Annotated in this window: 10 protein-coding genes and 2 pseudogenes; 9 read left to right on the top strand and 3 right to left on the bottom strand. The window is 59.7% G+C overall.

The features are described 5' to 3' along the window. Positions 1-1,043 (bottom strand): MHYT domain-containing protein (locus LB543_RS22500; protein WP_318012999.1); only part of this gene is annotated, 1,043 nt, incomplete at its 3' end. Positions 1,044-1,357: 314 nt separating this feature from the next. Between LB543_RS22500 and LB543_RS22510 the strand changes: the two genes are divergently transcribed. The 4 genes from LB543_RS22510 to LB543_RS22525 all read left to right on the top strand — a co-directional run bounded on the left by LB543_RS22510 (position 1,358) and on the right by LB543_RS22525 (position 5,591). Continuing rightward, on the top strand, positions 1,358-2,209 hold the full coding sequence (locus LB543_RS22510; RefSeq protein ID WP_224615565.1) for a DUF4336 domain-containing protein: 852 nt from the start codon (positions 1,358-1,360) through the stop codon (positions 2,207-2,209). Positions 2,210-2,732: 523 nt separating this feature from the next. After that, positions 2,733-3,635 (top strand): ABC transporter substrate-binding protein, encoded by a 903-nt coding sequence (locus LB543_RS22515; RefSeq protein WP_224615566.1) that lies wholly within the window; start codon positions 2,733-2,735, stop codon positions 3,633-3,635. A gap of 222 nt (positions 3,636-3,857) precedes the next feature. Further along, entirely contained in the window at positions 3,858-4,799 is a 942-nt protein-coding gene (locus tag LB543_RS22520) for an amino acid ABC transporter permease (protein WP_224615567.1), read from the top strand. 21 nt (positions 4,800-4,820) lie between these two features. Then, complete coding sequence (locus tag LB543_RS22525; RefSeq protein ID WP_263498790.1) at positions 4,821-5,591, top strand: amino acid ABC transporter ATP-binding protein; 771 nt, start codon at positions 4,821-4,823, stop codon at positions 5,589-5,591. Between the two features lie 80 nt (positions 5,592-5,671). Here the strand turns inward: LB543_RS22525 and LB543_RS22530 are convergent, their stop codons facing one another. Then, positions 5,672-6,244 (bottom strand): TetR/AcrR family transcriptional regulator, encoded by a 573-nt coding sequence (locus tag LB543_RS22530; protein ID WP_224615568.1) that lies wholly within the window; start codon positions 6,242-6,244, stop codon positions 5,672-5,674. Between the two features lie 195 nt (positions 6,245-6,439). Between LB543_RS22530 and doeB the strand changes: the two genes are divergently transcribed. The 5 genes and pseudogenes from doeB to LB543_RS22555 all read left to right on the top strand — a co-directional run. Beyond that, positions 6,440-7,432: a N(2)-acetyl-L-2,4-diaminobutanoate deacetylase DoeB gene (gene doeB / locus LB543_RS22535; RefSeq protein WP_224615569.1), complete on the top strand. Its 993-nt coding sequence runs from the start codon at positions 6,440-6,442 to the stop codon at positions 7,430-7,432. 158 nt (positions 7,433-7,590) lie between these two features. Continuing rightward, a complete protein-coding gene (locus LB543_RS22540) occupies positions 7,591-7,944 on the top strand; it encodes a cupin domain-containing protein (RefSeq protein ID WP_224615570.1) in 354 nt (117 codons plus the stop codon). Positions 7,945-7,981: 37 nt separating this feature from the next. After that, positions 7,982-9,298 carry an NAD(P)/FAD-dependent oxidoreductase gene (locus LB543_RS22545; RefSeq protein WP_224615571.1) on the top strand — a complete coding sequence of 439 codons (1,317 nt, stop codon included), beginning with the start codon at positions 7,982-7,984 and terminating at the stop codon, positions 9,296-9,298. A 49-nt stretch (positions 9,299-9,347) separates the two neighbouring features. Further along, on the top strand, positions 9,348-9,656 hold the full coding sequence (locus tag LB543_RS22550) for a hypothetical protein (protein ID WP_224615572.1): 309 nt from the start codon (positions 9,348-9,350) through the stop codon (positions 9,654-9,656). A gap of 240 nt (positions 9,657-9,896) precedes the next feature. Further along, positions 9,897-11,392, top strand: a pseudogene (locus LB543_RS22555) (DUF4158 domain-containing protein); the annotation flags it as partial. Here LB543_RS22555 and LB543_RS22560 read toward each other — a convergent pair. Continuing rightward, positions 11,367-12,335, bottom strand: a pseudogene (locus tag LB543_RS22560) (IS481 family transposase). The pseudogenes LB543_RS22555 and LB543_RS22560 sit on opposite strands and share 26 nt — an antisense overlap. Positions 12,336-12,372 lie beyond the last annotated feature (37 nt).

Here is a 12,372-nt window from a genome sequence, read left to right on the forward strand (position 1 = left end):
TCGCGCACTGCAAGAACCTTGTGTGGCTTGCCGCTAAAGACGATGCTGCGGCGGATCAACTCCACCGGTATCGTGGTGCCGTTCGTCGCCCAAAGCCCCGCCTCCAGTGGCTTCCGTTCCGTGTTAACGAGTTCGTCCTGCGACAGCGTGGGGAAGAAAGAAGCGAGCGAGCGGCCGACCACTTCCGATCTGTCGACGCTGGCAAGTGCGGCGAAGCTTTTATTGGCTGCAACAATCCCGGCCTCGTTGCACACAACCAGCCCCTCGACGGTGGCGTCCGCCAGTTCCTGCATACGCGCAGTCTCACCCGCGCGGCGAAGGTCTCGCAGATCGAGGCCGAGACCGACAAGGGCTAAAAGGATGATGACAGTCGAAGCGAGCGCCACACCGATCGCCATCCATTCGGCAGGCAGCGCCGAGGCCGGAACCACAACACGCGGATCAGGTATGATCGCTGCCGCGGCCATCGCCGTGAAATGGTGGCTGCAGATCGCAATTGTCAGCACCAGGGCACCGAGCGCCTTCCACCTGACGTTGTTTTCCCGAAGCGCGACCGGCAATGCAGCGGCGCCGAACATACCACCGAGGAGGATGGAGGCGGCAACGAGCGGCGGATCCCAGTCGATGCGGCCGGCGATCTCGAACGCGGCCATGCCGGTATAATGCATAACGGCGATCCCGCCGCCCACGATGGCGCCGCCAATCCAGCGGCCATGCTGCACGCGTGGTGAGATGCCAATGGAAAGGCCAGTTCCCGTCAAAATGATAGCCGCGACCAGTGAGACGATTGTCAAGGCGATGTTGTAGCCGCTCGGCATCGCGGGCTGGAAGGCCAGCATGGCGATGAAATGGGTAGCCCAGATGCCGAAGCCGGTGGCGACGGCAGCGACCGCGAGCCAGAACCGTTGCATCGCACGTTCGCTGCGCCGGACATGATGGAGAAGATTAACCGCAGCGAAGCAGGCCAGTGCGCAAACGAAGGCCGCTAGCGCAACCAGACGCAAATCATGCTCCGTTGCAATGCAGGTGTAGACCTTCAGCATGCTTTTTTCTCGAAGCCCGCACACACTTGCAAGAAAAATGCGCTTGAATAATGAATAAGCGCTTAAGCTGCTTGCGCACTGTTTAAGAAATTAGTTGTTGTTGCTATAAATAGCTCATCTGACCAGCAGCGACGATGCTTCTCATGCAGGCGGGCGTGGCAGACGCTCCAAGGCGCTGTTGAGGCCGGGCGCCGCGACCGGCGCGACGGCTATGGCGAGAAGAACCCGCGCCGGCTGCGCAACGGCTACCGCGACCGGGACTGGGAGGCACGGCGGGGACCGTCGAGCTGCGCATCCGAAGCTGAGGAAAGGCCATGCCGGATAGGGCGGCCACCATAGCCGTTAACTACACCACGCGTTGGGACACGATCTGTCGGACGGCCGTTTTCGATATCGCTGCAATCGCGCTGCAAGCTCCTTCATGGGGTGGAAAGCGCCCATCTGTTGAATTAGACTTGGCGATCATGCTGGAGCCGCTGGGATTGAACCTATGGTTTGCGGATGGCGGGGTCGTCTCATTCAAAGGCTTCGATTATCCGACACGCATGGTCGTCGTGCGTCTTGCCGATGGGGGGCTGTGGTTATGGTCGCCTATCGAAAGGACGGCAGCGATTGAGGACGAGATTCGGGCGCTGGGCCCTGTTCGGAATATCGTCAGCCCCAACAAGCTGCACTATCTGTATCTGGGCGAGTGGCAGGCCGCATTTCCGGACGCGAATTTATGGGCGACGGCGGCAACAATTGCCAAGTGCAAGGAACTCCGCTTTTCCGGGGTGCTGGCCGACGATCCGCCCGCCGAATGGAACGGGCAGATCGACCAGTTCTATTTCACCAATTCGCTATTCATGGACGAACTGATCTTCTTGCACCGCGCATCGCGCACCGCCATCATCGCCGACCTGTCCCAGACCTTCAGCGAGACTTTCTTGAAACGCCATTGGCCTTGGTGGATGCGGCCAATCGCAAAACTTTCGAAAATGGTCGAAGGCTGGGGCTATCCGCCGATCGACTATCGGATCAGTTTCCGCAACCGTGCAACCGCGCGCCCAAAGATTCGTGACTTGATCGGAAAACATCCCGAGCACGTCGTCGTGGCGCACGGTGAGGTTGTCAGGACGGGTGGCGAAGCCTTTTTGCGGCGTGCCTTTTCCTGGCTGCTCCAGTAGGCCCAACGTCGGCAATTGGACGGCCGCCGAATTGCAGCTAACCGGCGATCTTACATGGTAGACGGTCGTCCGGCCCCATTTTCAGACTACTAGCCTAGACACGGCTGTCGATCTCCATCGAGCGATCGCGAATGGCAGCGCCGTCGAGACGCCTCTCGCCAGTTCACAACATCGTTGCTGGCCAGTGTTGGTTCGTAAGCGGATATGTGAGTACGCCCACCATCCCAGCACCGGCGCCAAGTCGCCTTGCCTCCTCAAGCTGTCCTATAGCCGCGAAGAATTCGCCAGAAGCTGTCGCTTGAGGCTCGGGGCTGACGGTTTGAACTGGTAACGAGGCACTTCGCCCAGGTCACAACACCATAATCGCGAGTGCTCGCTGAATCTCCTTGACACCTTAGCAATAAACAATACACATTTATCGTAACATGACTGGTGGATGAGCAAATGCTGCCGTCACCAACGCCGCGTTACCGTTTTGAAAGAGCCCAAAGCACTAGATAAATGACAAAAAAGGGGAATGAAAATGACCTTGGAATCGCATAGACATGCAGGATTCATAAAGAAGATATCCGTGGCAGCAGTGGCTTTTCTGCTTCATGGCGGAGGCGTGCAAGCGCAGGAGATTTCTTTCGACAAGCTCCAGAAAGTCGACGCAATCTATTCGGCTCTTCCGGACAACATCAAAAAGGCCGGAAAGATCGTTGCGGCGACTGAAGCTGACTACGCTCCATTCGAATTCTTGGACTCCGAGAACAAACTTATCGGCGCCGACATCGATCTATCGAAGGCATTAGGTTTGATCATGGGTGTCCCGGTCGAAAATCAACAAACACCCTTCTCTGCAATCATGCCGGGATTGCAGGCGAAACGGTTCGATGTCGGCATTTCGTCAGTAGGAGACTATGTCGCCCGCGAAGTTACAATGGACTTCGTCGACTATTATCGTGGCGGCACGTCGTTCCTGACACCCGCAACCGCGACGGAACCGAAGGCTCTAGAGGATATCTGCGGCACGAAGGTCGGCGTCCTTGCGGGCACTGCCTCGGAAAAGCAGGCGAAGGAAGCCAGCACGAAATGCACGGGCATGGGAAAGCCGGAAATCACGGTGAACACATATCCCAACCAGAACGACGCGATTCTTGCCCTGATGTCCGGCCGCATCGACTCGGTTTCCGGCGATTCCGCATCGAACGGCTATGCCGCAAAGCAGGTCGGCCCGAAGATCAAGAACGTCGGACGCCAAGTCTACGGAGACCAGCCGTACTACGGAATCGCCATTCCAAAAGGGTCGCCACTCTACCAGCCATTCTTCGATGCCATGGGCGAGCTCATGAAGTCCGGTGTCTACACGGAGATCATGACAAAGTGGGGTTTGGCCGACGGAGCGATCCCGAAACCGCTCAAGAACCAGGTGCAACCGGGCTGATGCCGCGATCATAGGACGGGGCGGGGTGCCGCCCCCGTGGCTTGGTTTTGTTCGACAGCTTCGTTATCCTGCCGGCGCATCGGCGATGCGTCGCGAGGCGCGTGACGAGACCAGCGCGACGGGTCGAGGGACTTGGCCCGGGGCAGTCAATTTGCCGATAGCGTGCACGACGGCGATGCTCTGGCGTTGGCCGGCCGAATTCGCAGCGGAGAGTGCATTTCGATGACCGCGACCTATAAATCCCAGGACGGGGCATCAGTTGACGCGGATGTGGTGGTCCCTGCGCGTTACCCCGGGCGGTGGGTCGCGGTCGCGGCAAGTCTGATCGTGGCGATTTTCTTCTTCATATCGCTTGCCACCAACCCAGCCTACCAGTGGGACGTCGTCTGGCACTATCTCTTCAGCGGGGTCGTCCTGAAGGGCTTCCTGTGGACGATCGGGCTGACCGTCGTCGCGATGACGATAGGATCGCTTCTCGGCCTGGTGATCGCCTTGATGCGCCAGTCGACTAACCCCGTCCTTGCCGTATTCGCCGCCGCCTTCATCTGGATCTTTCGCGGCACGCCGCTCCTCGTGCAGCTGATATTCTGGTATAATCTCGCGGCCCTCTATCCCACGATCGAGATCGGGATCCCATTCCTTCCGCCATTCGCGTCCTATTCTACGAATGACCTCATCACCCCGCTGGCGGCGGCGATCCTGGGCCTGGGGCTGAACGAGGCGGCGTACATGGCAGAGATCGTCAGAAGCGGCCTGCTGTCGGTCGATCCCGGACAGCGGGAAGCCGCGTCCTCGCTGGGCTTGACGCCCGCCACGACCATACGCCGGATCATCCTGCCGCAGGCACTGCGCGTTATCGTGCCGCCAGCCGGCAATGAGGTCATCGGAATGTTGAAAGCGACATCTCTCGTCAGCGTGCTGGCGATCGCCGATCTGCTCTATTCGGTGCAGGGGATCTACGGAAGAACGTTCGAGACGATCCCGCTGCTTATCGTCGCGTCGATCTGGTACCTGGTCGCATCGACGACGCTGACCTTCTTCCAGCGGATATGCGAGCGCCGCCTCGGGCGAGGGCATTCGGTCTCGCGCCTGGACGGGCTGTCGATCCTGCTGGCTCCGATCAAGGACATGTTCGTAAGCCGGCCTCTGTCTAGATTGGGCTGAACCTAAATGCGCGATGAACACATGAAACAGCCGATAGTACAGATTACGTCGGTCGCAAAAAGCTTCGGCACGTTTCAGGTTTTGACCGACATCAACCTCACCGTGGAGGCCGGAACGGTCTGCTGTCTGATCGGACCCTCGGGCGCGGGCAAGAGCACCCTGATCCGCTGCATCAACCATCTCGAGAAGGTCGATCGGGGCAGAATCTACGTCAATGGGAAGCTGGTCGGATACAAGCTGGTCAACGGTCGCTTGCACGAGATGAAGCCACGCGAGGCAGCCAGGAACAGGGCCGATACGGCAATGGTGTTCCAGCACTTCAACCTCTTCCCGCATTTCACGGTTCTGGGGAACATCACCGAGGCGCCCATCCAGGTTCGAAAGGATCGCCGCGTCGAAGCGGAAGCCTATGGGCGCGAGCTGTTGCACCGCGTCGGACTGAGCGACAAGGAGAACGCCTATCCCCACGAGCTTTCGGGTGGTCAGAAGCAACGCGTCGCGATCGCGCGCGCCTTGGCGATGCGCCCCAAGCTCCTGCTGTTCGATGAGCCTACCTCCGCTCTCGACCCGGAGCTCGTCGGCGAGGTTCTCGACGTCATGCGTTCGCTGGCTCGCGAGGGCCAGACCATGGTGGTCGTCACGCATGAGATGGGCTTCGCCCGCGAGGTCGCCGACAAGATCGTTTTCATGGATGGCGGAGCGATCGTCGAGGCGGGTCCGCCGACCACCCTGCTCGATTCGCCGAAGATGCCGCGGACGCAGGCGTTTCTGTCGAAGGTGCTGAAGTATTGATCGGTGGATGCATGAGAGGAGCATCCGGCCACATCGATCTGACCTGAACCGCGGCTGCGCTGCCTCGGCGGCGCTCATCGCTACGACCGAGGCGATTTCCTCTCCATGACAGAGCGCAGCATCGAGCGCAGAAGCTCTAAGATCTTGTGTTTGTCCTGAGTGCTGTTCACCTGGACCACGTCGCTCAGCACCAGGCCGCGCATCATCGCGAATGTGAACTGAACCAGCTGGCGTAGCTCGTCATTGCTAAATTCAACATCTGAGAACGCGGCTCTCCACAGGTCGTTGACCGGTTCCACCGCGAGCACCACGCGCTCGCTTAGCTGCCGAAACAGCTCGGCGTCGTGGCGCGCGCCCAGGACGAGTTCCCAGGCGGCGAGATAGTCCGGCGAGCTGAACCAGCTCCAGTAGACCGAAATTATCTTGTCCAATCGTTCGTCGACGCCGCCGCTTGTCGGGCTCATCTCCGAAACGAAGAGGTCCATTTCCGTAAAAACGTATCCCACCGTTGCAAGGATCAGGTCCGCTTTGGACTGAAAATGATGTTGTGCAGCGCCGATCGAAACACCGGCGCGCTTGGTTATCTCCGTAAAGGTCACACGGCTAAATCCGCCCTCGCTGACGCTGGCGATCGTTGCCTTCAGCAACCGCATCCGTGTTTCTTCGGTGCGCTCTGCCTGAGTCCGTCGAGCACGAATCGGCTTGGCCCTGGATAAGTTCACGCAAAAATCCCCCTTGACAGGTATGCAATAAACAATACACATTTATCGTAACATCCTACCTGCCGTTCAGGCAGAATGCTACCTCCAATTTCCCTTTCATCATTTGAGCAGGCCTGAGTTCGCGACATGACAAGAAATTCACCTGTATCGCCCACCGTTAATTTCGAAAAGGACGGGAAGCAACACGGCTTCCTGCGTCTACCCTATTCGCGTGACGAGTCGGCTCTGGGCGCCGTTCTTATTCCGGTCTGCGTCATCAAGAATGGATCAGGGCCGACGGTCGTCATGACCGGCGGAAACCATGGCGACGAGTACGAAGGCCCGGTCTGCCTGCTGAAAGCGGCGAAGGAGATCGAGCTTAGCCAAGTCAAGGGCCGCGTCATCATCATGCCGTGCCTCAACTTTCCGGCCGTGCAGGGCGGGAGCCGGACGTCGCCGATCGATAAGGGAAACCTCAATCGTACATTCCCCGGCCGTCCGGACGGGACCGTGACCGAGAAGATCGCGGACTATATGCAGCGTTATGTTCTTCCCATGGCCGATTACGTTCTCGACTTCCACTCCGGTGGCCGGACGCTGGATTTCATTCCTGCTGCCGCATGCCACCGTCTCCCCGACAAGTCTCAGGAAGAAAAATGCATTGCCGCGATGAAGGCGTTCGGCGCGCCCTATAATCTAGTCATTAAGGAGATCGACCCGGTTGGTCTTTTGGATACGGCCGCCGAAGAACTGGGCAAGATTTTCGTCAGTACCGAGATCGGCGGCGGCGGCACATTGACAGCGGCCTCGCTGAAGATAGCCGAGCGCGGCGTACACAATTTCCTCGTTCATGCAGGCGTGCTCGAAGGCGAGATCGTCGCCGCCGACGCTCAGTTCCTGGATATGCCCGACAACGACTGCTACATCTTTGCGGAACGCCGCGGTTTGATCGAGCCTTGCGTTGACCTGGGCCAGGTCGTGAAGATGGGGCAGCTGGTCGTCCGCATCCACGATTTCGAGCGCACGGACAATGTCGCTGCCGAATATCGCGCGCTCCGCGACGGGATGCTGACGGGCAGGCACTTCCCGGGACGGGTCCAGCCGGGCGACTGCCTGGCGATCATCGCGAACGTCGGCTGAGATATCCGGCGGGCGCCAGCGTCTGCAGCCCGCCATGCCTGTCAAACGTTTTGGCTCGCCGGCAGGCTCATGATCGCGCCCCACGGGCCATGGCGGCGAACTCCGAAAACACATCATCAGTCGTGGGCTTCGTACCAGCGCCCTGAAAGGCAAAGACCATGTCCAACCTCACCTTCTTCGACCAGAACAATTTGCCCAAGCCCCGCGAAGGCAAGCCGGCGCCCGACAGGCTCATCGAGGGCGACCCGCGCTTCCTGACCTGGGATATCGCGCAGACTGCCGATGGCGGGATTCGCTCGGGCATGTGGGAGGTAACGCCCGGCGCGTACCGGTCTATCAAAGGCACGACCTTCGAGTTCTGTTACATCCTTTCGGGCGTGTCGGAGCTGATCGAAGACGGCAAGGAGCCGCGTCGGGTCACAGCCGGCGACGCCTTCGTCATGCATCCGGGCTTCACCGGCGTGTGGAAGGTGATTGAGACCACGCGCAAGCTTTGGGTATGCCGCGACTGATCGGGCAAACGCGCTTCGCCCTAAACGGATTTTCCTCATGAAACAATCACTCCCGATATCCATCAAGTCGACGCCATACTGGTGGGACGACTGCATTTTTCCCCAGTTGCCGGAACGGCAGCTGGAGAAGACCTGCGACGTCGCGATCGTCGGCGGAGGCTATACCGGCCTGTCCGCGGCGATAGAGTTGGCGCGCGCCGGCAAGCACGTCCAGCTCTTCGACCGGCAAATGATCGGGCGCGCCGCATCCAGCCGCAATGGCGGCATGGCGAGCGGCAGCATCAGGCCGGGCCGCAACGATCTCATCAGGCGCTTCGGCACCGACAGGGCGAATGACATCCTCGCCGAGGGCCATGCCGCGCGCCAGGATCTCTGGCGCTTCATCGAAGCGGAGAATGTCAACTGCGACGGTACGCACACGGGAGCATTCGAAGGTGCGATGAACGCCGAAGAGAATGAAGACCTCCGCCGCCACGCCGATTTTCTCAAAGAGAGGCTGGGCATCGAAGCCTATTCGGTCGACCGGCCGGACGTCCATGACTATATCGGGAGCGACCTCTATAGGGGCGGCATGGTCCGTATGGACATCCACGGGCTCCAGCCCGCGAAGCTGCTTGCGGGCATGCTGCGCATTGCGGCCGCGAGCGGCGCTGTCCTGCACGAGAACGCCGCCGTCCTTAACTTCGCCAGCGATGCGGCCGGGGTGCGCGTATCCACCCAGAGAGGCCAGGTACGGGCGAAAAAGCTCATCATTTGTACCGACGGCTACACGGATGGCTTCGACCCGTGGCTTCGCCGCCGCCTTGTCCCGGTGCGCAGCCGCATTATTGCCACCGAGCCGCTGCCTAAGCAGGTCATGGATCGGCTCATGCCCAAGCGCATGATGTACGACGACACCCGCAAGCTGAGCTACTACTACCGCCCTGCGCCCGACGGATCGCGCATCCTGTTCGGCGGACGCGATGGAACCACGGAAGGCGATCCGCTGGCGCCGACCGCGCATCTCAGGACGGAGCTTGCCAGGCTGTTCCCGGAACTGGCCAACATCGGCATAACCCACAGCTGGTTCGGCTATGTCGCCATGCATCGCGACATGATTCCGCGCATCTTTTCGCGCGACAACGCCATTTACGCGACCGGCTATTGCGGATCGGGGATCGTCTGGGCGCGCTGGCTCGGCAAGAAGGTAGCCATGAAGGTGCTCGGAAACGAGGAACAAGCGCGCAGCGCGTTCGATTTCGATCATGCGCCGAAGGCCGTCCCACTCTACCGCGGACGCCCATGGTTCATCCCGATCGTCTACTCGATGTATGCGCGGCACGACAGGAGGACACTGCAGCGTCGCACGACGTAAGCTTGGCGGACAGTGAAGCTGCCGGTTTTCAGGCGCCGTACGCTCGAAGATGGCCGCAAAAGAATGGCGCGCGCAACCGGCGCACCGACGAAATGGTGCGGTACCTCAATACGTTCGGCTCCGGGCCGCTGGTCGGCCTCGCGGTCGGCCGCTTCAGCACCAGGCCGGCCCCCGCCAGCTCGCGGTTGACCTTGGCGAAGGTCAGGCGATCGCCATCCTTCTCGCCCTTGGCGCGCGCAACCGGCGCACCGACGAAATGGTGCGCTACCTCAATACGTTCGGCTCCGGGCCGCTGGTCGGCCTCGCGGCCCTCAATCCCGATTTCCCTCGCAACTTTTCAGCACTCAAGGCCGTTTAGTCTGCCGACGTTCGGCGCTGCGACAGACATCGTCGCCCTAGGTCCGCCTTGGACTGCGGTCTCCGAGATTGGGGTCGGAACAAGAACTGCTCAAAATCGTAAGCTAAGGTCGAACGGAGCGAGAACCCGAGTGCATATCGGCCGCCTTGAACTTGATCCCTGTGGATAGCGTAGCCAAGGCCGACGTATGTGCCGCCCAGTTTGACATCGTTCCATCGAGTATTGTGATGGAGTCAGGCGATGCGCAGACGGAAGCTTCTCAAAGATCAAGATCGGCAAAAACTTTTCAGTGTGCCGACCGATGAGGACAGCCTCATCCGACTCTATTCGCTGTCTTCGGCTGACATGCTTGAGACTTGCCTTCGCAGGCGAGAACACAATCAGCTCGGCTTTGCCGTTCAGCTTTGCCTTATGCGCTACCCAGGCAGAGTGCTCGCCGCCGGAGAGACTCCGCCTCGCGCAATGCTAAAGCATGTTGCCGATCAGGTCGGCGCCGACCTCGGAACGTTCGCGCTCTATGCGCGCCGTGAAGAAACCCGTCGCGACCACGCCGCGCGCTTGATGATGTATCTGGATACGAAAAGCGCAAGGGAGGACCGTCGTGGCGCTACTGGCTGCGATTCAGACGGCAACGATATCCGACGACAGCGTCGGGATTGCGAAAGCCATCGCTGCGTCTTTCCGGGAACGCGGTTCCCTGCTTCCAGTGACCGAGACGATCGAGCGAATAGGGCTCGCGGGCCGCTCGATTGCTCGCAGAGAGAGCGCTCATCGAAGAAATTTCGGTCGATACCCTTCAATCATTGGATAAGCTATTGGAGGTTGACCCGGCCATCGGCCAGACGCGCTTTCATTGGCTGCGATCGGCGTCAGAAGCGCCGGGTGCATCCAACCTGGTCGGACTGGCTGAACGGATTGCATTCCTGCGGACGCCGGAGATCGATCCGAAATTGCAGGCGCGTATGTCATCGGGACGGTGGGAGCAGATGATCCGTGAGGGCAACGCCACGCCGGCATGGCTGGCCAACGACTTCAATGCGAGTCGCCGGCACGCTTTGATCGTCGCGCAGGTCATCAAGCTCGGCCAGAAGCTCACCGACGATGCAGTGTCGATGTTCATCAAGTTGATCGGTCGGCTGTTCTCGCAAGCCAACAACCGCAAGAAGCAGCGGCACATGGATTGCAGGCCGGATACCACCAAAGCGCTGCGCATGTTCCTTGACACGATCACAGCCCTGCAGTCCGCGAACGACTATGGCCGGAACGCACTGGAGGTTCTCGATCAGGAAGTTGGATGGCACCGGCTGCTGCGGATCAAGCCTGAACTCCAGTCAATGGTTGAGGACAATGAGGCGTAGCCATTGACCTTAGCGGCCGAGCGATATGCGACTGTCAACAAATATGCCGGTGCGTTCCTGCAGGCGTTCACGTTCCGCTCAGCGCGCCGCCACGATCCGCTTCTTGCGGCGACTGCGTTGCTGAAACGCCTCTATGCCAAGAAGCGGCGGATACTTCCGGATCGCGTCCCGGTGACCCACCTTAGCCAAGCTGATCGACGGCTCATCCTTGGGCAGGAGAAGCCGGATCGGCGTCTCTATGAAATCGCAACGCTCGCGGCTTTACGAGATCGACTTCGGTCGGCGGACATATGGGTCGACGGCAGTCGATCCTTCCGACCAATCGATGAGCATCTGATGCCGCGGTCAACGTTCACCACAATGAAGGAGCAGGATAGGTGTTTAGTCCCGGCATTTGATGGATTGGGTCGAGTCTGAACGTTTCAGGTTTGTCTGTCCAGCATTTGCAGATGAACTCGTAGGGCGTGAGACCCTTAAGGGTCTTCAGCCGTCGGCCAAAATTGTAGGCTGACAGGAAGTCGGCGAGGTGGCGTCGCAGCTGGTTGTGATCGTCGTATGGAAGCGTTTGACGGTTGCGTCCTTGATGGTTCGGTTCATTCTCTCGACCTGTCCGTTGGTCCATGGATGTTTGATCTTCGTCAGCCGGTGCTCGATGTCATGCTCGCCGCAGACGCGGTCGAAGATGTGTTCGAATGCATAGCGATGCCGCTCCTGGTTGGTGAACTGGATGCCGTTGTCGGTCAGCACGGTATGGATGTGTAGGGAACGGCGGCGATCAGATTGCGCAGGAACTCGGCGGCGCCCATCTTCCCAGCTTTCTCATGCAGTTCGACGTAGGCGAACTTGCAGGTGCGGTCGATGGCAACGAACAGATACAGCTTGCCCTCGGCGGTTTGCACCTCGGCAATGTCGATATGGAAGTAGCCGATCGGATAGGCCTTGAACTTCTTCTTCGGCTGCTTGTCGCCTTCGACCTCAGGCAGCCTCGAAATGCCATGACGCTGCAGGCAGCGATGCAATGACGAACGCGTCAGGTTCGGGATGGTCGGCTGGAGCGCGTAGAGGCAGTCGTCCAGAGGCAGCAGCGTATGCTTGCGGAAAGCGACGATGACGGCCTCTTCCTCGGTCGACAGCACCGTCGATTTTGGGTCTTTGGGCCCAGTCGGCAGATCGGCAACCGAAGTCCGCCCCTTCCACTTGGCGACCGTCTTCGGGTCTATCCCGTAGCGCTTCGCCAGCTTCCTCAGGCTCTCTTGACTATTTTGTATTGCTCGACGAATTGCCTCTGTCGTCGTGGCGCGCCCTGCAGAACCTGGCCCATAATGCCTCCTTCCATCCAAAGGAAAATAGTGCACCAT

Source organism: Mesorhizobium sp. ESP7-2 (assembly GCF_020164715.1).
GTDB lineage: Bacteria > Pseudomonadota > Alphaproteobacteria > Rhizobiales > Rhizobiaceae > Mesorhizobium.